The organism is Variovorax sp. (assembly GCF_965279555.1).
Classification (GTDB): domain Bacteria; phylum Pseudomonadota; class Gammaproteobacteria; order Burkholderiales; family Burkholderiaceae_C; genus Variovorax.
In genome coordinates this window covers 2942654-2968835 of record NZ_OZ257247.1, presented here as the reverse complement: position 1 = coordinate 2968835, position 26182 = coordinate 2942654, and the positions used below count along the sequence as shown (strand labels likewise).

The 26182-nt window shown below is 65.5% G+C and carries 24 protein-coding genes, 1 tRNA gene and 1 pseudogene; 23 read left to right on the top strand and 3 right to left on the bottom strand.

Annotation, left to right across the window (positions count from 1 at the left end; all coding sequences use genetic code 11):
• Positions 1–97 precede the first annotated feature (97 nt).
• The 11 genes from ACQY8B_RS14135 (at position 98) to ACQY8B_RS14085 (ending at position 10423) form a co-directional block, all read left to right on the top strand.
• Entirely contained in the window at positions 98–490 is a 393-nt protein-coding gene (locus ACQY8B_RS14135) for a gamma-glutamylcyclotransferase family protein (RefSeq protein WP_422087275.1), read from the top strand.
• A 227-nt stretch (positions 491–717) separates the two neighbouring features.
• Entirely contained in the window at positions 718–2049 is a 1332-nt protein-coding gene (aceA, locus tag ACQY8B_RS14130) for an isocitrate lyase (RefSeq protein WP_007832492.1), read from the top strand.
• 311 nt (positions 2050–2360) lie between these two features.
• Positions 2361–4268: a threonine--tRNA ligase gene (thrS, locus tag ACQY8B_RS14125; protein ID WP_422087274.1), complete on the top strand. Its 1908-nt coding sequence runs from the start codon at positions 2361–2363 to the stop codon at positions 4266–4268.
• 101 nt (positions 4269–4369) lie between these two features.
• Positions 4370–4990: a translation initiation factor IF-3 gene (gene infC / locus ACQY8B_RS14120; RefSeq protein WP_422089050.1), complete on the top strand. Its 621-nt coding sequence runs from the start codon at positions 4370–4372 to the stop codon at positions 4988–4990.
• A gap of 151 nt (positions 4991–5141) precedes the next feature.
• Entirely contained in the window at positions 5142–5345 is a 204-nt protein-coding gene (rpmI, locus tag ACQY8B_RS14115; RefSeq protein ID WP_007832497.1) for a 50S ribosomal protein L35, read from the top strand.
• A 24-nt stretch (positions 5346–5369) separates the two neighbouring features.
• Positions 5370–5729 (top strand): 50S ribosomal protein L20, encoded by a 360-nt coding sequence (gene rplT, locus ACQY8B_RS14110; RefSeq protein WP_012747009.1) that lies wholly within the window; start codon positions 5370–5372, stop codon positions 5727–5729.
• Positions 5730–5841: 112 nt separating this feature from the next.
• Positions 5842–6918: a phenylalanine--tRNA ligase subunit alpha gene (gene pheS, locus ACQY8B_RS14105; protein ID WP_422087273.1), complete on the top strand. Its 1077-nt coding sequence runs from the start codon at positions 5842–5844 to the stop codon at positions 6916–6918.
• Between the two features lie 40 nt (positions 6919–6958).
• Positions 6959–9400: a phenylalanine--tRNA ligase subunit beta gene (pheT, locus tag ACQY8B_RS14100; RefSeq protein WP_422087272.1), complete on the top strand. Its 2442-nt coding sequence runs from the start codon at positions 6959–6961 to the stop codon at positions 9398–9400.
• A gap of 5 nt (positions 9401–9405) precedes the next feature.
• Positions 9406–9783: an integration host factor subunit alpha gene (locus tag ACQY8B_RS14095; RefSeq protein ID WP_422087271.1), complete on the top strand. Its 378-nt coding sequence runs from the start codon at positions 9406–9408 to the stop codon at positions 9781–9783.
• Positions 9784–9855: 72 nt separating this feature from the next.
• The gene (locus ACQY8B_RS14090; RefSeq protein WP_422087270.1) at positions 9856–10320 is read left to right on the top strand and encodes a MerR family transcriptional regulator; all 465 of its coding nucleotides are present in this window, start codon (positions 9856–9858) and stop codon (positions 10318–10320) included.
• Positions 10321–10346: 26 nt separating this feature from the next.
• Positions 10347–10423: transfer RNA gene (locus ACQY8B_RS14085), tRNA-Pro, on the top strand.
• A 160-nt stretch (positions 10424–10583) separates the two neighbouring features.
• Here the strand turns inward: ACQY8B_RS14085 and ACQY8B_RS14080 are convergent.
• Positions 10584–10847: pseudogene (locus ACQY8B_RS14080) on the bottom strand (DUF3761 domain-containing protein); the annotation flags it as partial.
• Positions 10848–11126: 279 nt separating this feature from the next.
• Between ACQY8B_RS14080 and ACQY8B_RS14075 the strand changes: the two are divergent.
• The 3 genes from ACQY8B_RS14075 to ACQY8B_RS14065 all read left to right on the top strand — a co-directional run bounded on the left by ACQY8B_RS14075 (position 11127) and on the right by ACQY8B_RS14065 (position 12699).
• Positions 11127–11360 carry a hypothetical protein gene (locus tag ACQY8B_RS14075; RefSeq protein ID WP_422087269.1) on the top strand — a complete coding sequence of 78 codons (234 nt, stop codon included), beginning with the start codon at positions 11127–11129 and terminating at the stop codon, positions 11358–11360.
• A 260-nt stretch (positions 11361–11620) separates the two neighbouring features.
• Positions 11621–12319, top strand: coding sequence for a Crp/Fnr family transcriptional regulator (locus ACQY8B_RS14070; protein ID WP_422087268.1), 699 nt, complete (start codon positions 11621–11623; stop codon positions 12317–12319).
• A gap of 122 nt (positions 12320–12441) precedes the next feature.
• Positions 12442–12699 carry a hypothetical protein gene (locus ACQY8B_RS14065; protein ID WP_422087267.1) on the top strand — a complete coding sequence of 86 codons (258 nt, stop codon included), beginning with the start codon at positions 12442–12444 and terminating at the stop codon, positions 12697–12699.
• A gap of 82 nt (positions 12700–12781) precedes the next feature.
• Here ACQY8B_RS14065 and ACQY8B_RS14060 read toward each other — a convergent pair whose 3' ends face one another.
• A complete protein-coding gene (locus tag ACQY8B_RS14060) occupies positions 12782–13144 on the bottom strand; it encodes a hypothetical protein (protein ID WP_422087266.1) in 363 nt (120 codons plus the stop codon).
• A gap of 682 nt (positions 13145–13826) precedes the next feature.
• Here ACQY8B_RS14060 and ACQY8B_RS14055 point away from each other — a divergent pair.
• The 6 genes from ACQY8B_RS14055 to ACQY8B_RS14030 all read left to right on the top strand — a co-directional run bounded on the left by ACQY8B_RS14055 (position 13827) and on the right by ACQY8B_RS14030 (position 23190).
• The gene (locus ACQY8B_RS14055; RefSeq protein WP_422087265.1) at positions 13827–15206 is read left to right on the top strand and encodes an EAL domain-containing protein; all 1380 of its coding nucleotides are present in this window, start codon (positions 13827–13829) and stop codon (positions 15204–15206) included.
• Positions 15203–15409, top strand: coding sequence for a hypothetical protein (locus ACQY8B_RS14050; RefSeq protein WP_081266675.1), 207 nt, complete (start codon positions 15203–15205; stop codon positions 15407–15409). Before ACQY8B_RS14055 ends, ACQY8B_RS14050 begins: the two co-directional genes overlap by 4 nt.
• A 44-nt stretch (positions 15410–15453) precedes the next feature.
• Positions 15454–16050 (top strand): hypothetical protein, encoded by a 597-nt coding sequence (locus ACQY8B_RS14045; protein WP_422087264.1) that lies wholly within the window; start codon positions 15454–15456, stop codon positions 16048–16050.
• Positions 16051–16066: 16 nt separating this feature from the next.
• Positions 16067–17476: a CsgG/HfaB family protein gene (locus ACQY8B_RS14040; protein ID WP_422087263.1), complete on the top strand. Its 1410-nt coding sequence runs from the start codon at positions 16067–16069 to the stop codon at positions 17474–17476.
• 102 nt (positions 17477–17578) lie between these two features.
• On the top strand, positions 17579–22306 hold the full coding sequence (locus tag ACQY8B_RS14035; protein ID WP_422087262.1) for a beta strand repeat-containing protein: 4728 nt from the start codon (positions 17579–17581) through the stop codon (positions 22304–22306).
• 101 nt (positions 22307–22407) lie between these two features.
• The gene (locus tag ACQY8B_RS14030) at positions 22408–23190 is read left to right on the top strand and encodes a Crp/Fnr family transcriptional regulator (protein WP_422087261.1); all 783 of its coding nucleotides are present in this window, start codon (positions 22408–22410) and stop codon (positions 23188–23190) included.
• Positions 23191–23222: 32 nt separating this feature from the next.
• On the opposite strand, the gene ACQY8B_RS14025 is transcribed toward ACQY8B_RS14030, so the two are convergent.
• Positions 23223–23600 carry a hypothetical protein gene (locus tag ACQY8B_RS14025; RefSeq protein ID WP_422087260.1) on the bottom strand — a complete coding sequence of 126 codons (378 nt, stop codon included), beginning with the start codon at positions 23598–23600 and terminating at the stop codon, positions 23223–23225.
• 310 nt (positions 23601–23910) lie between these two features.
• Here ACQY8B_RS14025 and ACQY8B_RS14020 point away from each other — a divergent pair, with 310 nt between their 5' ends.
• Genes ACQY8B_RS14020 through ACQY8B_RS14010 form a run of 3 tightly spaced genes read left to right on the top strand, consistent with a single transcriptional unit; the run spans position 23911 to position 26138 of the window.
• Complete coding sequence (locus ACQY8B_RS14020) at positions 23911–24588, top strand: TonB family protein (protein ID WP_422087259.1); 678 nt, start codon at positions 23911–23913, stop codon at positions 24586–24588.
• A 13-nt stretch (positions 24589–24601) separates the two neighbouring features.
• On the top strand, positions 24602–25162 hold the full coding sequence (locus ACQY8B_RS14015; protein WP_422087258.1) for an RNA polymerase sigma factor: 561 nt from the start codon (positions 24602–24604) through the stop codon (positions 25160–25162).
• A gap of 31 nt (positions 25163–25193) precedes the next feature.
• Positions 25194–26138, top strand: a complete 945-nt coding sequence (locus ACQY8B_RS14010) for a FecR family protein (RefSeq protein WP_422087257.1) — start codon at positions 25194–25196, stop codon at positions 26136–26138.
• Positions 26139–26182 lie beyond the last annotated feature (44 nt).

Here is a 26182-nt window from a genome sequence, read left to right as displayed (position 1 = left end):
CTCAAGGCCAGGCAGCCGTAGGCCACTAGGCGGCCTGGTGTGGGGGCGGCGGAGTTCAATAGACTGAAGTTTTTGTAGTTGCTGGGAAGGCGGTTCGATGATGCCCCACGTTTTTGTTTACGGCACGCTGCGCTGCGGCGGACGCAACGACATCGCGCGCTACCGGCCCGCGCCTGTGCTGGTGGGCGAGGGGGCCATCGGCGGCACGCTGTACGACCTGGGGGCGTATCCGGGCGTCGTGCTGGGCGGGGCAGGATGCGTGAAGGGCGAGGTGTATGTGATCGAGCCCGCGGTAGAGGCCGCGCTCGATCTGCTCGAGGAGGTGGCCGACGATGACTCGGGCGAGTACATCAGGCGGCGGGTGCGCGTGGAGGTTGGCGGGCGGTGGATCGATTGCCTGGTGTACGAGATCCATCCGTCGCGCATCGTGGGCCGGCGTGTGATCGAAAGCGGGGATTGGATCGCGCATGCGGTGCGCATCGGTGCTTGATTTTCACCACCGAAAGATCGATTGCGCATTGCGAAATTTGCTGCTGCTGCGGCGCAATATTTTTTCTCAATATGAGAAAATTAATTTTGCATTGAGAAATATCTACGTAAGTTGATGATTTTGTTGAGTGAAAAATATGTCTTATATAAGACATAAGAGTCTTAGGCCGGATTAAAGTAACTCCACGGCCGCAGCGCCCAACCTTCAACCAACCTCACGGAGTGACCATGCCCCAGACCCTCACAGAACAACTCAGCCGCGAACAGCAAATTGCCGCCCTCGAAAAAGAGTGGGCCACCGATCCTCGCTGGAAGGGCGTCAAGCGCGGCTACAGCGCGGCCGACGTGGTGCGCCTGCGCGGCTCTTTCCCCATCGAGCACACGCTGGCCAAGCGCGGCGCGGAGAAGCTCTGGGACAAGATCAACGGCGGCGCCAAGAAGGGCTACGTGAACGCGTTCGGCGCCATCTCGGCGGGCCAGGCAATGCAGCAGGCCAAGGCCGGCCTGGAAGCCGTATACCTGTCGGGCTGGCAAGTCGCTGCCGACGGCAACACTTCGGAAACGATGTATCCCGACCAGTCGCTCTATGCCTACGACTCGGTGCCGACGATGGTCCGTCGCATCAACAACACCTTCCGCCGCGCCGATGAAATCCAGTGGGGCCGCGGCATCAACCCGGGCGACAAGGAGTTCATCGACTACTTCCTGCCGATCGTGGCCGATGCCGAAGCCGGCTTCGGCGGCGTGCTGAACGCCTTCGAGCTGATGAAGAACATGATCGCCTCCGGCGCTGCCGGCGTGCACTTCGAAGACCAGTTGGCCGCAGTGAAGAAGTGCGGCCACATGGGCGGAAAGGTGCTCGTGCCGACGCAAGAGGCCTGCGAGAAGCTGATCTCGGCCCGCTTCGCCGCCGACGTGATGGGCGTGCCCACCATCGTGCTGGCCCGCACCGACGCCGAAGCCGCGAACCTGATCACGTCCGACCACGACGCCAACGACAAGCCCTTCCTGACGGGCGAACGCACGCAGGAAGGCTTCTACCGCGTCAAGAACGGCCTGGAGCAAGCCATCAGCCGCGGCGTGGCTTACGCGCCCTATGCCGACCTGGTGTGGTGCGAAACCGGCGTGCCGGACATCGGCTTCGCCCGTGAGTTCGCGCAGGCCGTGCACGCCGCATGCCCGGGCAAGCTGCTGTCGTACAACTGCTCGCCTTCGTTCAACTGGAAGAAGAATCTCGACGACAAGCAGATCGCCTCGTTCCAGGAAGACCTGTCGGAGCTGGGCTACAAGTACCAGTTCATCACGCTGGCCGGCATCCACGTCAACTGGTTCAACACCTTCCAGTTCGCCCACGCCTATGCCCGCGGCGAAGGCATGAAGCACTACGTCAACATGGTGCAGGAACCCGAATTCGCGGCACGCGACAAGGGCTACACCTTCGTGTCGCACCAGCAGGAAGTGGGCGCGGGTTACTTCGACGACGTGACCACCGTGATCCAGGGCGGTTCGTCCAGCGTGAAGGCGCTGTCGGGCTCGACCGAAGAAGAACAGTTCCACTGATCCGCGAGCTATTCGCTGTCACTTTCAGCCCGGCCGAGCGCCGGGCTTTTTTGCGCCAGTGCCGTGCCTTGGGAATGTCGCGCCCGCATCCCGAGCGGGCAGCGGCTAGAATCGCGGACTCTGCACTCAACAAGAGCGAGAAAGGCACCTTGGTTATGACACCGCGAACTACTCCGCAAGGATTCAGCGGCTTTTTCTTCACTGAAGGAAAAGGCCGGTAGCCCCGCGCACGCTGGTTTCTGCCAGCTCTACAACCAAGCAAAGCGCGGTCTTCCACCGCGCTTTTTTGTTTTTCTCCCCGAGGTTTTCACATGATCCAGATCACGCTCCCCGACAACTCGCGCCGCGAGTTCCCCGGCCCGGTTTCGGTGGCACAGGTTGCCCAGTCCATCGGCCCCGGCCTGGCCAAGATGACGGTGGCCGGCAAGGTCGACGGCAAGCTCGTCGATGCCAGCGACGTCATCGACCATGATGCCAAGCTGCAGATCATCACGCCCAAGGACGACGAGGGCCTGGAGATCATCCGCCACTCGACGGCCCACCTGGTCGGCCACGCGGTGAAGCAGCTCTATCCGACGGCCAAGATGGTGATCGGCCCCGTGATCGACGAAGGCTTCTACTACGACATCTCGTTCGACCGCCCGTTCACGCCGGAAGACATGGCCGCCATCGAGGCGCGCATGCGCGAGCTGATCGCGCAGGACTACGACGTGATCAAGAAGATGACGCCGCGCGCGGAAGTCATCGAAGTCTTCAAGTCGCGTGGCGAAGACTACAAGCTTCGCCTCGTCGAGGACATGCCCGACGAGCAGGCCATGGGCCTTTACTACCACCAGGAATACGTCGACATGTGCCGTGGCCCGCACGTGCCGAACACACGCTTCCTGAAGGTCTTCAAGCTCACGAAGCTGGCCGGTGCCTACTGGCGCGGCGACGCCAAGAACGAGCAGCTCCAGCGCATCTACGGCACGGCCTGGGCCGACAAGAAGCAGCTCGACCAGTACATCCAGCGCATCGAGGAAGCCGAGAAGCGCGACCACCGCCGGCTGGGCAAGGAACTCGACCTGTTCCACATCGACGAAGTGGCTCCGGGCGTGGTGTTCTGGCACCCGAAGGGCTGGGCGATCTGGCAGCAGGTGGAGCAGTACATGCGCGGCATCTACCGCGACACGGGCTACTGGGAAGTGAAGGGCCCGCAGATCCTCGACAAGAGTCTGTGGGAAAAAACGGGCCACTGGCAGAACTACCGCGACAACATGTTCACGACGGAGTCGGAGAAGCGCGAATACGCGCTGAAGCCGATGAACTGCCCGGGCCATGTGCTGATCTTCAAGAGCGACCTGCGCAGCTACCGCGATCTGCCGCTGCGCTACGGCGAATTCGGCCAGTGCCACCGCAACGAGCCCAGCGGCGCGCTGCACGGCATCATGCGCGTGCGCGGCTTCACGCAGGACGACGGGCACATCTTCTGCACGGAGGACCAGATCCTCGACGAGTGCATCGCGTACACGGCGCAACTGCAGAAGGTCTACGCCGACTTCGGCTTCACGGACATCCTCTACAAGGTCGCCACGCGGCCTGAGAACCGCGTGGGCTCCGACGAGCTGTGGGACAAGGCGGAGCATGCGGTGATGGAATCGCTGCGCCGCTCGGGCGTCGACTTCGTCATTGCGCCCGGCGACGGCGCCTTCTACGGCCCGAAGATCGAGTACACGCTGCGCGACGCCATCGGCCGCCAATGGCAGTGCGGCACGATGCAGGTCGACTTCAACACGGCTGAGCGGCTGGGCGGCGAATACGTGACGGAATCGAGCGGTCGTGCGCACCCTGTGATGCTGCACCGCGCGATCGTCGGCAGCCTGGAGCGCTTCATCGGCATGCTGATCGAACACCACTCCGGCGCGATGCCTGCCTGGCTCGCTCCGGTGCAGGTGGCGGTGCTCAATATCAGCGAAGGACAAGCCGATTACGCTGCGCAAGTTGCGAAAGCGCTGCAAAATCAAGGGCTTAGGGTTCAGCTAGATCTGCACAACGAAAAGATTACGTATAAAATACGGAAGCATTCGTTGCAAAAGCTCCCTTACATCGTTGTCGTGGGCGACAAGGAAAAGGAAGCAGGTGCCGTCGCAGTGCGCGCCCGGGGAAATCAAGACCTCGGTGCAATGTCCCTCGAATCGTTTGCACAACGGCTCGTCCAGGATGTTGCTGACAAGCGTTGATTTGTCTCTGAAACACCTTATATGTTTCCCTGCCAGATCGTGCCGCTTGTCCGCGAGGACTGACCGGCGTTCGCTACAGATTTTGTAGCAAATTTTGAAGGATTCTGACCATCGCTACTGCATTTCGCGACCGCCGCCACCGCGAGGAACGCCAACACCGCCTGAACCGGGAAATCATGGCCCCGGAAGTCCGCCTAGTCGGCCCGGAAAACGAGCCAATGGGTGTTATGAGTCTCTCGGAGGCCTTGCGCCTTGCTGGCGAGGCTGACGTGGATCTGGTTGAGGTCGTTGCTGCGGCCAACCCGCCGGTTTGCCGCCTGATCGAGTACGGCAAGTTCAAGTACCACGAGCAGAAGAAGGCGGCCGAGGCGAAGTCGAAGCAGAAGGTCATCGAGGTCAAGGAAATCAAGTTCCGCCCCGGTACCGACGATGGCGACTACAACATCAAGATGCGCAACATCAAGCGCTTTCTTGAAGACGGCGACAAATGCAAGATCACGCTGCGCTTCCGTGGCCGCGAGATCACGCACCAGGAGCTGGGTCTGGCACTGCTGCAGCGCATTCGCGACGAACTGGGCGACCTGATCATGGTCGAGCAGTTTCCGAAGCTCGAAGGCCGGCAGATGATCATGATGATCGCGCCGGGCCGCAAGAAGGCCGGTGGCGGAGCGCCAAAGCCTGCGACGGACGCTGCACCGGCGGCGACGCCCGCAACGGCCTGAGGGCTGCGGTAGAGAGGTTTTGAAGGGATTTCGCCTTTGCCGGTGCTTCGAAAGAAGGACTGGCAGGGGCGAGATAAAGAAGTGTCTCGGGGCCAACAAGTCCGTGGAGCATCCATGGCGCCTCACGAGCACAAACTAAAGGAGCATTCACATGCCCAAAATGAAGACCAAGAGCAGCGCGAAAAAACGTTTCCGCGTTCGTCCCGGTGGCACCGTCAAGCGCGGTCAAGCCTTCAAGCGTCACATCTTGACGAAGAAGACCACCAAGAACAAGCGTCACCTGCGTGGTGCAGTCGCAGTGCATGAGACCAACATGGTTTCTGTCGCCGCCATGCTGCCCGGCCGTGGCATTTAACTCAGACGAACAAGGAGTACACACATGCCTCGCGTCAAACGTGGTGTAACGGCTCGCGCCCGCCACAAGAAAGTTCTCGCACTCGCCAAGGGTTTCCGCGGTCGCCGCGGCAATGTCTTCCGCATCGCCAAACAGGCGGTGATGAAGGCAGGCCAATACGCCTACCGTGACCGCCGTACCAAGAAGCGCGTGTTCCGTCAGCTGTGGATCGCGCGTATCAACGCCGCCTCGCGTGAACTGGGCCTGACCTACAGCCAGTTCGCCAATGGCATCCGCAAGGCCGGTATCGAGATCGACCGCAAGATGCTTGCGGACATCGCCGTGCACGACAAGGCCGCATTTGCCGGCATCGTGGAGCAGGTCAAGGCCAAGCTGGCTGCTTGATTCTGCACAGCAGGCTGCCGCCTCCGGGCGGCTTCCTGCGCCCACGGCTCAAGGGCTGGCGCTTGAAAAAGCTCCAGCTCTTTTTTATTTCCCCTCGAAGATTTTTGTTGCTATGAACGAGTTGGACTCCCTTGTCGACACCGCACGCGCCGCATTCGCCGAAGCGAAAACGCCCGCAGAGCTCGAAAACGCCAAGGCCCAGTTCCTCGGCAAGTCGGGCCGCATCACCGAGCTGATGAAGGGCATGGCCGCGCTGAGTGTCGAAGAGAAGAAGTCCCGCGGCGCCGCGATCAACGTGGCCAAGCAGGCCATCGAGGCCGCGCTGACCGATCGCCGCCAGCAACTCGCTGACGAAGAGCTCTCACTCCAGCTGCGCGCCGAAGCCCTTGACGTGAGCCTGCCCGGCCGCCGCCGCATTCCGGGCGGCCTGCATCCCGTGAGCCGGACTTTGGAGCGCATCGAGGAAATCTTCTCGAGCATGGGCTTCGACGTGGCCGACGGCCCCGAAGTCGAGAGCGACTGGCACAGCTTCACCTCGCTCAACAACCCGCCGAACCATCCTGCGCGTTCGATGCAGGACACCTTCTACGTCGACATCAACGGCGACGACGGTATTCCCTACAACCTGCGTCCGCACACCAGCCCGATGCAGGTTCGCTATGCGCATCAGCACATCAAGAAGTGCGCAGCCGAATTCGCAGCCGCCGCGGCCGACACCACCGGCACCGTGAAGGCGCCCGAGATCCGCGTGATCGCACCGGGCCGCACCTACCGTGTCGACAGCGACGCCACCCATTCGCCCATGTTCCACCAGTGCGAAGGCCTGTGGCTCGGCGAGAACGTGAGCTTCAAGGACCTGAAGGTCGTCTTCACCGATTTCTGCCGCACCTTCTTCGAGCGCGACGACCTCGTGCTGCGCTTCCGCCCGAGCTTCTTCCCCTTCACCGAGCCGAGCGCCGAAATCGACATCCAGTTCGCGAGCGGTCCGCTGGCCGGCCGCTGGCTCGAAGTGTCGGGCTCGGGCCAGGTGCACCCGAACGTAGTGCGCAACATGGGCCTCGATCCCGAGCGCTACATCGGCTTCGCCTTCGGCATGGGCCCTGACCGGCTCACGATGCTGCGCTACGGCGTGAACGACCTGCGTCTGTTCTTCGACGGCGACCTGCGTTTTCTCTCGCAGTTCCAGTAAGCCCCTCCATACATAGAAAAACCAGATCGAGATCGAAGAGATGCAATTCCCGGAATCCTGGCTGCGCGAGTTCTGCAACCCGCCCCTTGACAGCGCCGCATTGGCCGAAACGCTCACCATGGGCGGCTTCGAGGTCGAAGAGCGCCGCCCGGTCGCGCCGCCTTTCACGCGCATCGTGGTCGGCGAAATCAAGGAAGCCGAGCAGCACCCGAATGCCGATCGCCTGCGCGTGTGCCAGGTCGACGCGGGGCAGGGCGCCTTGCTCAACATCGTGTGCGGCGCGCCCAATGCGCGCGTTGGCATCAAGGTGCCTTGTGCACTCGTCGGCGCCGAACTGCCGCCGGGTGAAGACGGCAAGCCGTTTCTCATCAAGCTGGGCAAGCTGCGCGGCGTCGAGAGCCAGGGCATGTTGTGTTCGGCGCGCGAACTGCACCTGAGCGAAGACCACGGCGGCCTGCTCGAGCTCGCTGCCGACGCGCCCATCGGTGCCGACGTACGTGAAGTGCTCAAGCTCGACGACTCGCTGCTCACCCTCAAGCTCACGCCCAACCTGGCGCATGGCCTGAGCGTCTACGGCGTAGCGCGCGAGCTCGCCGCGCTCACCGGCGCGCCGCTCAAGACGCCGGCCATCACGCCTGTGGCTACGTCGTTCAGCGACGTGCTGCCCGTCAAGGTCGAGGCGCCCGAGCTTTGCGGCCGCTTCTCGGGCCGCATCGTGCGCGGCGTGAACACCAAGGTCGCCACGCCGGCATGGATGGTCGAGCGCCTTGCGCGCTGCGGCCAGCGCAGCGTGACGCCGCTGGTCGACATTTCGAACTACGTGATGTTCGAGTACGGCCAGCCCAGCCACATCTTCGACCTCGACAAGATCCACGGCGGTCTCACGGTGCGTTGGGGCAAGGCGGGCGAGCAACTCAAGCTGCTCAATGGCACGACCATCACGGTGGACGACAAGGTCGGCGTGATTGCCGACGACCGCGAGGTCGAATCGCTCGCCGGCATCATGGGCGGCGATGCCACCTCCGTCTCGGACGACACGCAAAACATCTACGTCGAGGCCGCGTTCTGGTGGCCTGCCGCCGTGCAGGGCCGCTCGCGCCGCTTCAACTTCTCGACCGACGCCGGCCATCGCTACGAGCGCGGCGTCGATCCGAGCCGCACGGTGCAGATCATCGAGCGCATCACTCAGCTGATCGTCGAAATCTGCGGCGGCCAGGCCGGTGCGATGGACGACCAGAAACTGCACGTGCCCGAGGCCGTCCCTGTCACGCTGCGCGTGGCTCGCGCCGCGCGCGTGATCGGCATGCCGCTGACGCAGGCCCAATGCGCCGAAGCGCTGAACCGGCTCGGCTTTGCCATCACCGAAGGCGAAGGCACGCTGACCGTGACCCCGCCGCCGCATCGGTTCGACCTGCTCATCGAAGAAGACCTGATCGAAGAAGTGGCGCGCCTGATCGGCTTCAACAACCTGCCGACCACCGCACCGCTCGCGCCGATCACGGCCCGTGTGCGGCCCGAGGCGCAGCGTGGCCGCTTTGCGGTGCGCCGCGCCGTTGCGGCGCTGGGCTATCAGGAAACGATCAACTTCAGTTTCGTCGAGGCGCATTGGGAGCAGGACCTTGCCGGCAATGCCAATCCGATCAAGCTGCTGAACCCCATCGCCAGCCAGATGAGCGTGATGCGTTCGTCGCTGCTGGGTTCGCTGCTGCAGGTGCTCAAGTTCAACCTCGATCGCAAGGCGCCGCGCGTGCGCGTGTTCGAACTGGGCCGCGTCTACCTGCGCGACGACAGCGTCGCCACCACCGACAGCACCGTGCGCGGCGTTCATCAGCCGATGCGCGTGGCGGGCCTCGCATGGGGCGACGCCGACGAAGCGCGTTGGGACGGCAAGCCCGAGCGCATCGACTTCTACGACGTCAAGGGTGACGTCGAAGCATTGCTCGCGCCGCTGGTGCCGAGCTTCGAGGCGGCCGAACATCCTGCGCTGCACCCGGGCCGTTCGGCGCGCGTGCTGGTCGACGGCAAGGCCATCGGCTTCGTCGGGGAACTGCATCCGCGCTGGCGCCAGAAGTGGGACTTTGCGCAGGCGCCGGTGCTGTTCGAACTCGATCTAGACGCAGTGACGGCGCGGCCCGTGCCTGTGGCGCAGCCAGTGCCCAAGCACCAGGCCGTCGAGCGCGACATTGCCGTCGTCGTGGCCGAAGCCGTCACGCACGACGCGCTGATGCAGACCATCCGCGCGGCCACGGCAGCACAAGGCCTGCTGCGCGATGCGACGCTGTTCGACATCTACCGTCCCCAGCCGCTGCGCGATGGCGCGGTGGCCGCACCCGGTGCGCTGGCACAGGGAGAGAAGAGCATGGCGGTGCGCCTGAGTTTCCAGAGCGACATCGCCACGCTGACAGATGAGCAGGTCGAGCCTGCGGTGCGTGCCATCGTCGAACAATTGGGCGCCAGGCTCGGCGGCCGCTTGAGGGGATGAAGAGAATGAATGCTGCCGATTTCACGCTCGAGGCCCTGGAAACGCCTGCGCTCACCAAGGCGCACCTGGCCGACCTGCTGTTCGAGCAGATCGGCCTGAACAAGCGTGAGTCTAAGGACATGGTCGAGGCGTTCTTCGAGCTCGTGGCCAGCAGCCTCATCGATGGCACGGACGTGAAGATCTCGGGTTTCGGCAACTTCCAGATCCGCGTGAAGGCGCCGCGGCCGGGCCGCAATCCGCGTACCGGCGAAGCCATTCCGATCGGTGAGCGCCGCGTGGCCACCTTCCACGCGAGCGCCAAGCTCAAGGAACAGATTCACGGCAGCATCGAGCCGCAGGGCGGTGGGTCGACCGAAGTCGAGTGGAGCCTGGGCACGGAGTGAATGAATAGTGCTTGGTGCTGTGCGCTTGCGTAGAGTAATCTCTAAGGTTTCCCGCGCACAGTCTTGATTTCAATGGAGAAAACGCTCCCGCCGATTCCTGTCAAACGCTACTTCACCATCGGTGAGGTCGGCGAACTCTGCGGCGTCAAGCCGCACGTGCTGCGCTATTGGGAGCAGGAGTTCACGCAACTGCGGCCCATGAAGCGGCGCGGCAACCGCCGTTACTACCAGCACCACGAGGTGCTGATGATCCGCCGCATCCGCGACCTGCTCTACGACCAAGGCTTCACCATCAGCGGTGCGCGCAACAAACTGCAGGAACTGGTGCAGGGCGAACGTGATCGCCGCAAGGCCGGCGGTGAACTGCCGCTCGAAGGCATGGAAGCGATCGAAATCGAACAGGAAGAATTCGATGCGGCCGTGGAGGATGCGCCAGCACCTGTGGCTGCTGCGCCGAAGACGGTCGATCTGTCGCAACTGCTGAACCTGCGGCGAGAACTCTTTGAAATTCGTGAGCTGCTGACCGTCGGACACTGAATTTTCACAGCTATAATCGAGAGCTTCGGTGTGTGGCGCAGCCTGGTAGCGCACTTGCATGGGGTGCAAGGGGTCGAAGGTTCGAATCCTTTCACACCGACCAAAATCAGTAGATAGAACAACGGCTTACGCTCACAAGGCGTAAGCCGTTTTTCTTTGCGCGTGACAAACAGAGAGTCTGGGCATGGCTTTTCTGCCGGCATGAAAAAAGCCCTCGCAAGGAGGGCTTCGTCACCGCAAGAGCAGCCTGGTCGGGGCGGTCTTCAGCAGGCCTTGCCGTGAGCTGCATGGGCGCCTTTGGCCTTGGCGTCAGCCTCGGACATATACGAGCCGTGCTTGGTCTTGCCGAAGTACTTGTCGCTAGAGCAGTGATAGACCTTGCCATTCACCCAGACCTGACCAGCGGTAGCACCGGCTGCCGCTGTCGTTGTTGTTGCTGCGGCTGCGGCCGGCTTGGCGGCGGGTGCTGCCGCAGGCGCTGCCTGCGCGGCGGGAGCGGGGCTCGGTGCCGCTGCCGGTGCGGCAGCAGGCTTCTGGGCAAGCGCCGAAACGGCAAAAACGCTACCAGCAGCCAAAAGGATCAGAGCTTTTTTCAAGATGGGCACCTCGAAGGTCACACGAAAACACGTGCATGTTGCTGCCAACGCCCTCGCCGGGCGGGGGTTGACTGGGGGGGGCTCCTGCAGCAGTCGTGGACGAGATGTTTTTCACGATTGGCAAAGGTTGTGAGCGATTCTCAACGAGCAAATTAACGCTTGTGAACTAGTTCCTGTGCCTATGGGGCAGGGCCTTTTATCCTCGGGACCATGATGAAAGCACCAAGCCACATTCTTGACCTTCCTGACGGTTGGACTGCGGATTTCGAGATCGTCCGCACCCTTCATGGCTCCTATGCCGGCATCGCCAGGCTGAGCCTCAGTGGTGTGCAGAAGTGCGCGCTGGTCATCACCCAGCAACTGACCTGGGACGGCGCCTTCGAGCGTGCATGTGCGCGAGCCGCGCACTTCGTGCGGGAATGGATCTCCAGCGCCCGGGAGTGATGCAGGCCCTTGTGTGGCCAACCGACGGGTTGCAGCCTCTGGCCGCAACCCGTTTTTCTTTGATGCGCACGAGCATCGATGGCATCGTTTTGAAAACTTTATAGCTAAAAATTGACGAGAACTGCCAAAAAGTGCCGAATCGGAAAAAGTCCAGTCTCAGGACTGAGACGCGCGGTCAAGTCCGCAGATGACGAGCCAGCACTCTCGGTATCCGCCCCGCGATGCCAAGTTCGCGGCGGCACCAGATTCCGCTTCCCGTCATGTACCTGCATCCTCTTCTTGCCAAGTTGCCTGCCGTCGATCGCGACGCGCTTGTCCAGTCCAGCGAACTGCGCTCCTATCGCCGCAATGCCGCGGTTCTTGTCGCCGGTCAATGGACAGGCCACATCTACTGCGTCGCGAATGGCCTGCTGCGCGTGGTGGCCCCAGGCTGGGAAGATGGCATGGACGTCACGACCGACTTTATTCGTCCCGACGACTTCTTCCTCGGCCCATCCTTGAGCGAAGGCCAGTACCAGGCCAGGCAGGGCTTGATTGCGGTGTTGCCGTCGTCGGTGTACCTCGTGCCGGCGGCCGCACTGCGCAAGCTGTGCGCGAAGCACCCAGAGGTGGCGCTGGGCCTCCTGGGGCTCGCGATGAATCGCATGTCCGGCATTCGTGGGCAGATGCGCAGCGTGTCGGAACTGTCGACCGAAGACTTGGTGAGCCGCGTGCTGCACCAACTGACCTATTTGGCGCCGGCCGGTGCTGGCAGCTACGACAGGCGCATCACGCAGTCGGTGATCGCCTCTTACTCGGGACTCTCGCGCGAGGTGGTCAACAAGACGATGCGCGATCTGGAGAGCAGGGGACTTGTTCGGCGCGACGAGGACGGAATTCATGTCTTGCCGCAGGTCGGGGAGGCTCCAGTGCCGCCTCGTGTATTCGGTACATCGACCGGATGCAGCCAGCGCGTGTAGTGCGGAGGGCCGGCAGGCGACGAGGGAGGTGAGAGAAGCGATCGCGCCGCTCGAGAATCTTCTTCTCATACCAAGGAATTAGTTCCTTGGTGTGACATTACCCCCCGGCCTATTCTCGAAGCATGAGTTCAACGCAACAACAACTTCTGGTCGAACTGCCCGACGGGTGGTCGAGCCGGATCGATATCAAGCAAACCACCAATGGCCGCTACGCGGGTGTCGCCGAATTGAGCCTGCAGGGGCTCAAGTGGGGCGTTCTGGTCTTCATGCAGCAGCCGTCGCTGGAAGCCGCGCTGGCACGTGTGCGGCTGCGGGCCAGCCAGTTCGCCAGGGAGCGGCTTTCGCTGCTGGACGTCGAAGCGCAGATGCAGCTGCACTGAGGCGGAAATGAAAAAGCCCGCGCAAGGCGGGCTTTGAAATGTGGTCGTGAACTCTCACGCGGTCCACGGTTACGGCAAATTTTCACTTGCGGAAGCCACCTGTTATTTTTCTCGTCGCAGTGACTTCGACGCGCCGGTGTGAGATTCGGCTTGCCTGGCCAGGCAACGTTCGAAGCAAGTCCGAACGAGGCGCGAGTATATCAGGGCTCGTCACAGCCCATTTTTTTCCTATCCCGTGCATGAAGTTTGCCAAACCACGAGCGATGGCAACCGCGGCACCATCGATGTTCTCCTTGAACAAGCTTGGTAGAACATCATGAAGACATTCAGAAAGCTCGTCGGCGGCGCCATCTCTCTCGCAGGTGCCGTGGTGATCGTTGCTCAGCACCTTTGAAAGGCCTGCGTGCCACGCACGCGAATGCGGCAATCGACCGGTGAAAGCCATCGAAAAACCGCTCCCGCTCTTCGTGTGATGGCGCCCCCGGCCTGAAGCCCGCATCGGCCAGCTGATCGGATGCGTGGTAGCGGAACGGCTCCTGGAGCCGTTCGCGCAGCTATGGCGCCAGCTCGGTCCCGTGGGCCATCCGGTGTTCGTCAAACATTGTTTACAAATGTGAGCTGGAACACATACACGGGCCGAAAACGAATGCCAACGGCTACTGTAATCCGTAGTATTCATTTTGTTTCAAATGTCCTACGGAGCTTGCAACGTGATGGTTCAAAGATCCTCGTTCTTCCGAACGTACAAGCCACGGCGTGCCGTGCGCGGGTCTGCCTCACGAACGCGTGGCGCCGATGAGTCGAGGGCCACGTCCATGCCTTATTCCTAGCCACCGCAGCGCAAGCGCAGGCGTTCTCCGCCTGACGCCGCGCCCCCCCCTCGCCGTGACCCGATAGCCGATCGCGAGGCCTCCTGAAAAGAAGGCCCCAGCCTGTGGCGGCTGTCGCCTGCGCGTCGAGTTTCCAGTGTCCGGTTCGAGCCCGCGTTGCGACGTGGGGTGGCCGACTGTTGCCGCAAGAAACGCGGTGGCTCCTTCTTCCCTTGTGTGAATTCGACGCAGAAATTTTCGACCGAGGATGCAATGCCTGCTCTCTCTCCGCTGACAACCTGGCCTCTCGGCGCGGACATGCCCGCCGACTGGGCACCGCGTGCGTCGGCGGCGGGCGACGCGGCAAACGACCGCCCGCCTCGCGATGCGAACGACGCGCAGGACACGATGCGCATTCCCTACGCGGACTCGGTGCCCTTCGTTTCCACCGTGCCCGCCGAACTCTTCGCGCGCCAGCCGCGGCACAGGCCTTGTGCCTACGTCTTCATCGCGAACCTGCCGCACCTCGCCGAGGCCTACGGACAAGACTTCGCATCGAGCGCTAGCCGCGAAATCCAGCGCCGCCTGTGCGCGAACTTCCTGTGTTCGGCCGAGACCGATCTCGCCCGCCTGCGCGACGACTGCTTCCTGCTCTGGGCCAACGATGCCTTTGCGGCCGGCACCGTGCGTGCCGGGTCGTCCGTAAGCCGCGAACTCGAGACGCTGCTGTCCGAGCTCGGCGCGGAGCCGGTGCGCGTCAAGGGCATCACCGCGATGGCGCAACTGCATGCCGACTGGATCGAGGTGCGCCCGCCCGAGCAGCTCGGCGACGCCGAGATCGAACTCACGCTGTGGACCGCGCAGCCCTTCCCTGATTTGGGCGAGAGCAGGGCGGATGGATGGCGCCAGCGCTACCGCGCCGACATGGACGTCGCCGTGCGCGTCAGCGAGGCTGTGCTGGCCGAGGGACTGAGCTTCGGATGGCAGCCCGTGGTGCACGCGGGCGGCATCGCCACCATCTTCTATCGCGAAGGCCGCCCGCGCATTGCGCCGGGCCGCGGAGAGCCCGCATCGCTCGCGCCGGAGGTGTTCCTGCCGTGCCTGCAACGCCTGGGCCTTGCGCGCGCCTTCGACCGCCTCGTGCTGCGGCGCGCGATGGAGGCCTTGAGGCTGCGGCCTTCGGCGCACATCGGGGTGCGCATCAGCGCGCAGAGCGCAAAGCCCGATCACTGGTGGGCTTCGCTGCTGTCGGCGCTCGACGAAGAGTTCGCGTTGGCCTCTCGCCTGGTGATCGAGATCATCGGCAACAGCGGCCTTCCCGACCTCGAAGCGGCGCGCGATTTCTGCGTGCAGCTGCAGTTGCGCGGCTGCCGCATCGCATTGCGCGACTTCGGCGGCGGCGGCGACAACCTGGCCGCGGTGCAGGCCTGCCGCCCCGACATCGTGAAGCTCGACGCGTCCTTCCTGCGTCGTGCGCGCAGCAGCGCCTTCGGCCGCGAGTGCCTGCAGGGAATGGTCTCGATGTGCAGCCACTTTGCGACGCACGTGGTGGTCGACGGCGTCGAGCGCGAGGACGACGTGCACATCGCCCTGGCTGCGGGCGCGCAGTGGCTGCAGGGTTACAGCGTTCGCGGCAGCGAGCCGCAAAGCCACGCCGAGGCGCCCGCCGCCCGGCGCCAACAGGTGGACTTCTCATGAACATGCCTACGGACCTGCACCTTCGCCTTGCCCGGTTGAACACCGAGCTGCTCCAGCTGCAACGCGCAGTGCAAGACCTGATGCAGCAATGCGTCATGCACTCGGACAACGCGAGTGCAGACGACATCGTCGCCAAGGCCCAGTACCTGGCGCTCGAAGCCGCGTTGCGCATGCCCGATGCGCGCAGCACGACGCGCGCATGACACCGCTTCACCTTTCAACGTTCCCTCTCTCCCGCAGAAATCCTATGCCTAACCAACTCGTCCAGGTTACCCCCGGCGCGCGCGACCTCCGGTTGCGCCAGCGCTTGTCTTTCGTCTCGTTCAGGCACTGCACGCGATTGGGGGTGCATGCATTCTTCGTGGTCGCGGCAGTGGGGGCTTCGGCCAACAACGTGGGCGAGAACAGCGCCTGGCAGTTCCAGACCTCCGCCGACAAGGCCAACCAGGCCGCGGTGCAGGACATGATCCAGCGCAAGAAGGCCGGCAGCTACGGCGCGGCCAACTACACCACCAACACCTACATCGGCAAACAGTACAACTGCGACGTCACGGCCACGGCGCAGGGCAACCAGGGCACCAACAGCACGGTTGCCAATTCGCCCAGCACCAGCGGCGCCGCCGCCAACTCCACGGGCAATGCCAACACCGGCTACGGCGGCGCGGGCACGGTGACAACGGGCCAGGCCAACACCGGCACCGTCGGCTCGTTCGTGAACGGCTCCACCAGCAGCAACGTGCAGGGCTGGTCCAGCCAGGCCCTGAACTCCAACCAGACCAACACCGGCAACCAGAGCGCCAGCGTCAGCGGCAGCTCGGCATGCGCATTCGGCGCGCTCAACTGACAGGGAAGAAAAAAGAATGATCACGTTCGAGTCGATCCGCGCATTACCGCGCGCCAAGAAAACGGCTGCGTCGCGCGGCCTGCTGGCGGCAGCCGCCGTCATGAGCCTGGCCGGTTGCGTGACCGCGCCGCAGCAGCAGCTCGCGCCGAAAGAGGCGCCCATCGTCCTCGGCCCCGCCGTGCGCGAGAACATCACGCCGATGGAGCCCGTGCTCGCCTGCTTCGGCGATCACGTGGCGGCCATGCAGCGCCCGCCCATCGTCATCACCGTGGGCGACGTGAAGGACTACACCGGCAAGTACAGCATCAACGAAGGCAATGCCATCACCCAGGGCGGCGCGCTGATGGTGTATTCGGCACTCGGCAAGCTCGGCGGCGCGGTGCAGGTGGCCGAGCGCTTCGACCCCGTCATTGCCGAACGCGAACTCGGCTATGCCGACCGCCGCCAGCTCGGCGACGGCCGCTCGCACCAACTGGCCGGCCCCAACGGCGGGCAGGTGGTGCCTTGGCTGCCGTACTTCGGCGGCTCCATCAACAAGTCCGACTACTTCATCGTCGGCGGCATCACCGAACTCAACTACAACATCAACTCCGGCGGTGCGGAGGTCGCGGTGAACCAGGTGGGCATCAAGGCGCGCACCTTCAGCCAGTCGGTAGGCGTGGACCTGCGCATCGTCGACACCAAGACGCTGATGATCGTCAAGACCGTCAGCCTGACCAAGCAGTTCAACGGCTACGAGGTCGGCTTCAACGTCTTCCGCTTCTTCGGCAGCAAGCTGTACGACATCGACGTCGGCGCCAAGGGCCAGGAGCCGGTGCAGATGGGCGTGCGTGCCGCGCTAGAAGAGGGCGTGGTGCGCCTGGTGGCCGCCGTCTCCAAGGTCGACCCCGAGCCCTGCCTGGGCATGCGCATGAACGACCAGCTGCAGATGGTGCCGGCCGAGAAGCTGCGCAAGGTCGCCAACCCGCTGGTCGATTCGGCCGGCACGCCGGTGCAGCAGGGCGAGGCCGTCAACGCGGCCAGCCAGACCGGCGCCAGCCTGTCTGGCTCCAGCGTGCAGATCCCGTTCGAGTTCGGCGCCGCCGCGCTCACGGGCGGCACGCTGAATCTGCTCGACCAGATCGCCGCGGCCGCAGCCAAGGGCCCGACCGAAGTCGTGCTCGTGGCGCGCGACACCGAGAACTGGGACGCCGGCAAGCGCGACATGCTGATCGACCAGCGCATCGGCGTGGTCACGTCCGCGCTCGCATCGCGCGGAATCGCGCCCGGCGGCATCAACGTCACATGGCGGCCTGACAAGGCGGACACGTCGATTCATCGCGACGGTGCCGGCCTGCAGGAGATCGCCAAGCTCCGCGTGCAGGGCGCGGGGAGGGGTGGACCGGCCCGCACGGTCCGCGAGGAGAACGCAACCGGAGGGAAGTAACCGACACCGAGTCCCCAACCGCACCACCACCACAACGCATCACGTTTCCAGATCGATCTCGTTCGGGATCGAGTCAGTCATCCGATCCAAAAAGGAAAATCCATGAAGAAGAATCGCAAGAATCACGGCGCCGGTACCCCGGCGCTCGGCAGCGTCGGCCTGGCAGTGCTCGCCATGCTGATGGGCAGCGGCGCGCAAGCCGCCGATGTGAGCTTCGGCACCCCGGCCACAGTGACGGTCACTGGCCACAAGACCGTGCAGAGCGTGCAGGGCAACACCGTCGGTGTTACCGCTGACACCTCGGACACGACGACCGGCGTCACCGTGGTCGGCCCGCAGGCCGGCACCAGCAACACGACGACCAACAACCAGGTCAAGCCCACCGCCATCGGCAACACCTTCACCAACTCGATCGACCTGTCGCTCACCGGCACCGCTCCCGACTCGAGCGCCGAAGGCTCGGCTTCGCTCGGCGTGCAGACCAACAGCGGCGTGGTGTCCAGCACCGCCAACAACAACGTCGTGAAGGTCGACCTGACCGGCTTCACCAGCGGCAGCGCTTCGAACACGGCCAACACCATCGCGGCCAGCACCACGCTGAACAGCGGCTCCTCGACCATCGCCGGCACGGTGCCGAACGACTACGCCTCCGGGACCTTCGGCTCCACGAACATCAGCTACGCGCCGACCGGCAACTTTGCCAACTCGCAGGGCAGCATCGCCATCACTTCGGCGCAGATGGGCACGGGCGCCGCTTCCAGCGCGACAGCCAGCGGCAACGAGGTCACGCTGAGCCTGACCTCGCCCACCAACGCCACCGTGACTGCCGGTCCGGTGCTCGACAACAACACCGTCTCGGCCACTTTGAAGGGCAACGCCGCGACCAGCACGGCCAGCATCCAGCCCGGCGGCGCGCCCACGTTCGTCGGCTCGGCCGTCGTGTCGAACCTGCAGCTGAACCAGGCTGCCGGCGTCGGCGTGACCCACAGCGCTGTCACCGAAGGCACGACCATCGGCGCGACCGTGAGCGGCAACGCCGTGGGCGTGACCAACACGCTGACGGGCGGCCTCTCGGTCCAGGGCAACACTGTGTCGAGCGCGGCCACCGGCAATGAGTCGCTGGGCGCGGCGGGCGTGGCGGGCAACCGGATCGTGCTGGGCGACGGCATGTCCGTCACCGGCTCCGGCGCTCCGGTCATCAACACGGCAAGCTTCAACAGCGGCGCCTTGTCGACCGTCGTGGCGGCCGACATGGCGATTCTCAACAGCCAGGGCAACGTCGGCGTCTCGCTCTCCAGCCAGAACCTGGGCACCTCCGTCAGCGCCGCTGTGCAGTCGATCGACAACGGCTCGGTCAACCTGTCGGGCAACAGCGTGACCTCGGCAGCCACCGGCAACGCGGCTTCCAGCGCCATTGCCAGCGGAAGTAATGCGGCTGCGTTTGCAGCTACCGCCGCTCTGGCCAGCCAGCAGAGCAACTACAGGGTCAGCGTGGACGCCGTCACCGGTCCGTCGGTCGTCGGCGTGACCTCCGGTTCCGAGAACGGCACCAACAACGCCAGCACCGTGACCGTGGGCAACAACCGCACCGCGGCCACCGCTTATGGCAGCAGCGTGAGCCAGAACCTGTCGCTCGAAGCGAATGCAATGCCCCTGGTCGGTTCCGCATTCCTCAACGGCGGCAGCACGCCCGACGGCAACGTGATGGCCAACGGCGCGGCAACGGTGTCGAACCTGCAAGGCAACTATTCGGGCGCGGTCAGCGCCACGAACGCTCTCTCCGTCATCGGCCTGAGCGCAGATTCGCGCGGCACCGGTGGCGACACCATCAAGGCCAGCGCCTTCGCTGTCACCGGCAACACCCAGGAAGCCGTGGCCGTCGGCAACAGCGCGGGCAACGCGCTGTCGCTGACCGGCACCAGCGTGGGCTCGGGCGCCGGCGTGGCCAATGTGCAGATCGTCGACGGCAACTCGCCGGTGCAGGCCGAACTCGCCGGTGCAACGGCCACCGCGTACATCGGCACGCATTCGACCGACACCAGCGTGGCGCTCACCAACAACCTGCAGCGCGCTGTCGGCTACGCCAATTCGGCATCCAACACCCTGAACGTCGCGGCCAACGGCGCCAACGTGGCTGCGGCGGGCGGAACCGCTTCGGTCGTGTTCCCCGTCGGCGGCAACGTCAACGTCAACGCCGGCTACGGTGTGCTGAGCAGCCAGTCGGCGCTCGGCGACGTGACCGCCAGCGCATCGGGCACTGCGCAGATCCTGCCGGTGAGCGCACTGCAAGTGCTGGTTGAAGGCAACGTGACGCGCGGCACCGTCACCAACGAAGGCAACGCCTTCGTCGGCGCGGCCTACGGCAACGACGTGGCCAACGGCGCGAAGCTCGCGCTGGGCACCGGCGTGACGACCACCGGCTTCTCGTCGGTGGCGAACGTGACCAGCGTGCAGAACGCGGCCGGTGCCGTCGAGGCAGCCGCGTCCGGTGGCTCGGTGGTGAACACGAGCATCGAGGACAACCTTGCGAACTCCTCGGTCTCGACCTCGACCAACCAGATCCAGGCGCTGGCCTACGGCAACCGCGCGAGCGGCAACACGCTGTCGGTGACGGGCAATTCGCTGTCCACCGCAAGCACCGCCGGTGCTCGCCAGGGCGCCGTGTCGAACGTCGGGCAGCTGATCACCGATGCTTCGTTCAGCGTGCAGAACGTGCAGACCGGCTCGGGCTCCGTCACCGCCACCCAGCGTGACACGACCACGAATCCTGGTTCGCCCCTCGCCGCACAGGTGCGCACGGACATCGGCGGCTCGGTCACGGGCTCCACGGTCGCGTCCAACGGCAACAGCTCCAGCGCTTCGGCCACGAGCAACAGCGCCACCAACGGCCTGACGCTTGCCGGCACCACGATCGCCACCTCGGGCGCGCTGCAGAACTCGCAAAGCACCAGTGCCGACGTGAATGCGCTGATTGGTCTGGCGGGTACGCCTGGCTCGCCGGCTACGCCTTCGACGCCGTTTACTTACAACGCGCACGTGCTGGATCCGGACGCCCTCGGTGGCAACACCCTTGGCAGCAGCACGACCATCACGAGCGGCACGCTTGGTGTGTCGCAGGCTAGCCTGGACTCTTCGGAGATCGCCTATCTGACCGCGCACGGCTGGTCGGCGGGCACCGGCCCGAACGCCGGCCTGCTGACGGCCCCCGCCAGCATTCTGGGAACCGTCTCCACGACCACATACAACAGCTTGCTTGCTGCACAGACGGTGCCTTTCGGTGCGACGATTCCGGGCACCACCGCAACGGCAGCCGTCGCGAACCAGGGCGGCGTCACCGTCGCCGTGGCCGGCGCGGTCACCAACTCGCAGCTGAGCGTCAACGGCAACACCGCCAACGGCGCGGTCACCGGCAACACCGCCACCAACAGCGTGTCCGTCACCGGCGGCAACATCGCTGCGGGCAGCGGCAACACGGTGGCAGCGGCAGGCACGCTGCCGCTGCCTGACGGCACCGGCGCGAAGGCCGACCATGCGCTGTCGAACGTGCAGCAGGTGAACGAAGGCGCAAGTCTCACGACCAGCGTGTTCGGCACCTATGCCATCGACACCACCGCGGGCGCGGCCGTCTCGGGCTCGACCCTGAGCGTGTCGAACAACAGCCAGCGCGGTAGCGCGGTCGCCAACACGGCGGCCAACAGCGTCGCGCTGAGCGGCAACAGCGTGCAGGCCACCACGGCCCTGGCGTCGCAGCAGAGCAGCGCGGCTGCGGTGTCGGCCGGCTCGGCACTCGAGCTGTACGCACCGGGTGCGGTGTCGAACTCGTCGGTTGCTCTTTCGGGCAACAAGAACGTGTCGCTCGGCGTGATCAACGACGTGACCAACACGCTGGCCGTCACCGGCACCAACGTGACGCCTGTGGGCGCTGCCGTCAACGCGAACCTGAATCCGGCCACCGCTACCGGCGACCATGTGCTGAACAACAGCCAGGTCGCTTCGACCAGCGTGAGCAGCACGGCCAGCACGCGCCTGTACAACCAGGACCAGGTGGCAGCAGCCACCACGGGCCTGGCGAACAGCAGCGTGACCGTGACCGGCAACAGCACCACGGCCGAAGCCTCCGCCAACCGCGCCGACAACAGCGTGGCCCTGAACGGTGCGGCGCTGCAAGGCGCCAACGCCGGCCTGGTCAACACGCAGAGCAGCTCCGCGGCAGTGGCGTCCAGCGCCACCACCTCGGCCACGTTCCAGCTGAACGGCACCGCACCGGCCTCGGCCGCGGCGCTGAACAGCGGCGTCACGATCGACGGCAACAGCACCACGTCGCTGGCTCGCGGCAACGCGGCCACCAACGCGCTGAACGTCGCGGCAGGCAGCAGCTACGGTGCTTCGACCGCGGGTACGGCCGGCAGCACGCTGGGTGCCACGCAGGCCACGGCCGCGGTGCTGAACACCCAGGGCAACACGGGTGCGGTGACGTCGAACGCCACGGGGACCTACCAGGTCGCGCTCAACGGCCAGGCCGTGGGCACCGTGCCGGGCCTGACCAGCGGCACGGCGGCTGTCACGGGCAACACCGTGGCTGCACAGGCGTACGGCAACAGCGCGACCAACACGCTGACCGTGACGGCACCGGCCACCGGCCGCCCGACCGCTGCCATCGGCAACTACCAGACCAACAGCGGCGCCATCGTCGCGACGGCCACTGGCGTGAACTACGGCGTGGGCGTGACGGGTGCGACCAACGGCAGCACCCTGCGCGCCGCGGGTAACCAGGTCACCGCCACGGCGGTGGGCAACTCCGCCGTGTCCACGATCGCGTCGGCCCGCTAAGGGTTGCCGCTCCAGCCCCGGCGAGATTTCTCTCGCCGGGGCTTCTTGTCCGCCCGGGCCGCTTGCGCGGCCCGGCGTCGCAGGCCCCAAAACCTTCAGCCATGTATCTGCATCCCCTCATAGCCAATGTGCCGCCCGCCGAGCGCGCGGCCCTGGTCCAGTGCAGCGAGTTGCGCTCGTACCGGCGCAACGACGTCGTGCTCACCGCCGACGAATGGACGGACCGCATCTACTGTGTGGCGGGCGGCCTCTTGCGCGTGGTCGCGCACGGCCGCGAAGACGGCGGCGACGTCACCACCGACTTCATCCGCCAGGACGATTTCTTTCTCAGCCCCTCATTCACCGAAGACCGCTACCAGGCCATGCAGACGCTCGTCGCGGCCTTGCCGTCTTCGGTCTACCTCGTGCCCGTGGCGGCCGTGCGCAAGCTGTGCAGCCAGTACCCGGAAGTGGCCATCGGCCTGCTGGGGCTGGCCATGAAGCGCATGTCGGTCATTCGCGGGCAGCTGCGCCGCATTTCCGCGCTGTCGTCCGAAGACCTGGTCAGCCGCGTGCTGCACCAGCTGACCCAACTGGCCCCGGCCGTCACCGGCGGCTACGACAAGCGCATCACCCAGTCGGTGATCGCCTCTTACTCCGGCCTGTCGCGCGAGGTGGTCAACAAGACCATACGCGACCTGGAGAGCCGCGGCCTCGTCCGGCGCGACGAGCACGGCGTGCACGTCGATGCCGATTTTGCGGCCACGGATTTCGGCGGCCTGCTGCCATTGGAAGAAAACCTCTCGCACATCGCGCCGCACCAAGGCAATCCGATGTTCGCGCCGGACATGCTCGAAGTGTCGCGCGGGTCGTCCGGCTGCGCAGGCAAATCCGGGCTGCCCTGAGCCGCCCGGCGAGCGGACGTTCTTCTTCAGGGTCAGGGACGCGGAATCAGCGGCGAAGAAGGCACCACCGGCGGCGGACGCTGCGGATAGACCGAGGTGCCGAAGGTGTTGCCCATGCGATTGCTGGTGGCCGCCTGGTTGAACAGGCCTAGCTGGTTGGACGGCCTTTGCGTGATGGCCTCCGAGGCAAGGCCCGGCTGGGCGCCGTCGGGGCCGCGTGGCGCCGACGCAGGTTGCAGCTTTTGCGTCAGGCAGGCATAGGAGGGTGTGCGTTCACCGTTGACCACCACCTCCACGCAACTGTCGGCGCCCGCCGCCGTTGCCGGCTGTTGCGCCGGTTCGGCCGCGGCCGCACCGCCGAGGCAGCATGTCGCCAGGGCGGCGACGCCATACAACAAGAACTCGCGCATCCTCGCATCTCCATGTTCGTTCTGGTCGTCTGCCGCAGCGGCGACGAGCCGGCCAGTCTAGGCAGGGCACAAGTCATCGGAAAGACGCCGGCCCTGCGACCTCGCCGATCGGGCACGGTCGCTCGCAACGCCGCGCAAACCAAACGTCACATATCGGTCATGCGCGCCGGATAGGCTCGCCCGCACGCCAGACAGGCCGCAATCGACACACGCGGCCGCACTCCCACAGATTCCTTCGTTGCCGACTCCCCGCCACATGACTCGTACTTCCGCATCGGGCGGTGCCCTGACACTGTCCTGGTGTCTTGTCATGGCGTTGTGGATCGGTGCGGCTCATGCAGCGAATACGACAGCCGGAGACGGCGGCGCGGAGCTGCTGCGCTTCGACCTGCCGGTGCAGCCGCTCGAAATATCGCTGGCCGTGTTCGGCCGCATCACGGGTTATTCGGTGCTGGTCACCAGCAGCCTCACGGCCGGCCGCGAAGCCGCCGCGGTGCAGGGCGACTACGCACCGCGAGACGCGCTGCAGCACATGCTGGCGGGCACCGGCCTTGCTGCGCGCTACACCGCGACCAACGCATTCACGCTCGTGCCGGTGCCGGCCGAATCGGCCGCCGAGGAAGCGCGCAACGCGCGCGCATCGAAGGCGCAGGCCGAGGCGGAAGGCCTGCGCATTCAGGCCGGCTACGCAGCCGTGCTGCAGTCGTCCATCACCCGCGTGCTCTGCGCCGTGCAGCCCGACACCTTCGGCCGCTACCGGCTCGGCATCCAGCTGTGGATCGACCCCGCCGGCCTTGTCAGCGGCACGCGCCTGCTCGAGAGCAGCGGCCAGGGCACCCGCGACGCCACGGTGCTCGCCAGCCTGCGCACGCTCGAGATGGACGCGCCGCCGCCGCCTGGCATGGCGCAGCCCGTCACCATCTTGCTGACCCCGCGTGCCGACCCCGCGCGCGACTGCCGGCCGTACCGCGTCCGCTCGGCCGGCTGAGGCGACGCATCGCATGCCCGAATCGATCAAGGCCGCGCTGCGCGCGCTGTTCCTTGCGCGCTACGCGCAGTTCAGGAAGCATCTGCAGATTCGACTCGGCTCCGAAGACCTGGCCAACGACGCGCTGCAGGAGGCCTATCTGCGCGTGGAGAACACCACCGTGCGCGGCGCGGTGCGCTATCCGTCGGCCTACCTGTTCCGTATCGCGCTCAACGTGGCGGAAGACCAGCGCAAGAGCAACTCGCGCCTGCTGAGCGTGGGCGAGGTCGAGGAGCTCTACGACATGGCCGACGAAATGGCCGACCCCGCGCGCGGCGCCGAGGCCCGCAACGAGCTGGAGGCGCTGGAGCGCGCGCTGGCCGAGCTGCCGCGCCGCCGCCGCGCCATCGTGCTGGCGGCGCGCGTGGACGAAATGCCGCACAAGGACATCGCGGCGCGCTACGGCGTGTCGGCGCGCACCGTCGAGAAAGAATTGCGCGCTGGCCTCGAGCATTGCTGCGAGCGGCTGGGAAGAGATTTCATCCAGCGCTTCGGTCCCGGCGCGGGAAAACAGTCTAAGCGTGATGGCAGCTGAAGAATCCGGGGAAACCGAAGCGATGAAGACCATGCAACGCGAAGCACAGGCCTGGGTGGTGCGGCTCGGCTCGCAACAGGCCACCGAAGACGACGCGCACGCTTTCCGGCGCTGGTGCGCGCAGAGCCGCGCCCATGCCGATGCCTTCGTGCGCGCCCGCGAGGTCTGGCAGGCGATGGCCCCGGCCGCGCTGCGCGTGCGGCAGCAGGCCGAGCGCGAGGCGCGTCGGCGCATGCCGGTCGCGGGCCGGCGCGCGCTGCTCGGCGGCGCGGTCGCGGCGTCGGTCGCTTATCTGGCGGTGTCGCCGCCGCTGGGGCTGTGGGCCTCGGTCACCGAATGGGGCGCCGACTACCGCACCGCCACCGGCGAACAGCGCGAGGTGGCCATGGCCGACGGCGCGGTGCTGCAGATGAACACGCAGACGCGCGTCAACCTGCAGCGCAAGACGGAGGGTGGCGAGAGCATCGAGCTGCTGGCGGGCGAGGCCGAGGTGGTCACCGAGGCCTCCGCCGTCGCGCGCGTTACCGTGGCCGCGGCGGGCGGCACGGTGTCGGCGGTGCGTGCGCGCTTCAACATCCGCAACATCGACGGCGAGGTCTGCGTCACCTGCCTCGCGGGCCAGGTCGATGTGGCACGCGGCACGCAGCAGGCGCGGATCGACGAAGGGGGCCAGCTGCGCTACGGCGCGGCGGGGCTCGGCAGGGTGGCGGCGGTCGACACCGGGCCGGTGAGCGCATGGCGACGCCGCCAGCTGGTGTTCAACCAGGTGCCGCTGTCGGAGGTGGTGGCCGAGGTCAACCGCTACCGCCGCGGCCGGCTGGTGCTGACCAGCGAGGCGCTCGGGCGCAGCAAGGTGCAGGCGAGCTTTTCCATCGACCGGCTCGACGACGTGGCCATGCTCGTGCGCGACGTGTACGGCGCGGAGCTGACGCAGCTGCCCGGCGGCATCGTGCTGCTGGGCATGGCCAAGGCCTGAGCGCGCCGCGAAGCCGCTTCATGAAGATTTCGTGACATGGTGCA

Excerpts from the sequence above, each read along its gene's own strand:
- ACQY8B_RS14035 (WP_422087262.1), top strand. The coding sequence starts at position 17,579 with ATGAAGAAGAATCGCAAGAATCACGGCGCCGGTACCCCGGCGCTCGGC.
- pheS (WP_422087273.1), top strand. The coding sequence starts at position 5,842 with ATGAACGAGTTGGACTCCCTTGTCGACACCGCACGCGCCGCATTCGCC.
- rpmI (WP_007832497.1), top strand. The coding sequence starts at position 5,142 with ATGCCCAAAATGAAGACCAAGAGCAGCGCGAAAAAACGTTTCCGCGTT.
- ACQY8B_RS14135 (WP_422087275.1), top strand. The coding sequence starts at position 98 with ATGATGCCCCACGTTTTTGTTTACGGCACGCTGCGCTGCGGCGGACGC.
- ACQY8B_RS14050 (WP_081266675.1), top strand. The coding sequence starts at position 15,203 with ATGAACATGCCTACGGACCTGCACCTTCGCCTTGCCCGGTTGAACACC.
- ACQY8B_RS14020 (WP_422087259.1), top strand. The coding sequence starts at position 23,911 with ATGGCGTTGTGGATCGGTGCGGCTCATGCAGCGAATACGACAGCCGGA.
- aceA (WP_007832492.1), top strand. The coding sequence starts at position 718 with ATGCCCCAGACCCTCACAGAACAACTCAGCCGCGAACAGCAAATTGCC.
- ACQY8B_RS14055 (WP_422087265.1), top strand. The coding sequence starts at position 13,827 with ATGCCCGCCGACTGGGCACCGCGTGCGTCGGCGGCGGGCGACGCGGCA.
- ACQY8B_RS14095 (WP_422087271.1), top strand. The coding sequence starts at position 9,406 with ATGAATGCTGCCGATTTCACGCTCGAGGCCCTGGAAACGCCTGCGCTC.
- thrS (WP_422087274.1), top strand. The coding sequence starts at position 2,361 with ATGATCCAGATCACGCTCCCCGACAACTCGCGCCGCGAGTTCCCCGGC.
- ACQY8B_RS14040 (WP_422087263.1), top strand. The coding sequence starts at position 16,067 with ATGATCACGTTCGAGTCGATCCGCGCATTACCGCGCGCCAAGAAAACG.
- ACQY8B_RS14060 (WP_422087266.1), bottom strand. The coding sequence starts at position 13,144 with ATGGCTTTCACCGGTCGATTGCCGCATTCGCGTGCGTGGCACGCAGGC.
- ACQY8B_RS14070 (WP_422087268.1), top strand. The coding sequence starts at position 11,621 with ATGTACCTGCATCCTCTTCTTGCCAAGTTGCCTGCCGTCGATCGCGAC.
- ACQY8B_RS14025 (WP_422087260.1), bottom strand. The coding sequence starts at position 23,600 with ATGCGCGAGTTCTTGTTGTATGGCGTCGCCGCCCTGGCGACATGCTGC.
- ACQY8B_RS14015 (WP_422087258.1), top strand. The coding sequence starts at position 24,602 with ATGCCCGAATCGATCAAGGCCGCGCTGCGCGCGCTGTTCCTTGCGCGC.
- ACQY8B_RS14010 (WP_422087257.1), top strand. The coding sequence starts at position 25,194 with ATGCAACGCGAAGCACAGGCCTGGGTGGTGCGGCTCGGCTCGCAACAG.
- ACQY8B_RS14030 (WP_422087261.1), top strand. The coding sequence starts at position 22,408 with ATGTATCTGCATCCCCTCATAGCCAATGTGCCGCCCGCCGAGCGCGCG.
- ACQY8B_RS14090 (WP_422087270.1), top strand. The coding sequence starts at position 9,856 with ATGGAGAAAACGCTCCCGCCGATTCCTGTCAAACGCTACTTCACCATC.
- ACQY8B_RS14045 (WP_422087264.1), top strand. The coding sequence starts at position 15,454 with ATGCCTAACCAACTCGTCCAGGTTACCCCCGGCGCGCGCGACCTCCGG.
- rplT (WP_012747009.1), top strand. The coding sequence starts at position 5,370 with ATGCCTCGCGTCAAACGTGGTGTAACGGCTCGCGCCCGCCACAAGAAA.
- ACQY8B_RS14065 (WP_422087267.1), top strand. The coding sequence starts at position 12,442 with ATGAGTTCAACGCAACAACAACTTCTGGTCGAACTGCCCGACGGGTGG.
- pheT (WP_422087272.1), top strand. The coding sequence starts at position 6,959 with ATGCAATTCCCGGAATCCTGGCTGCGCGAGTTCTGCAACCCGCCCCTT.
- ACQY8B_RS14075 (WP_422087269.1), top strand. The coding sequence starts at position 11,127 with ATGATGAAAGCACCAAGCCACATTCTTGACCTTCCTGACGGTTGGACT.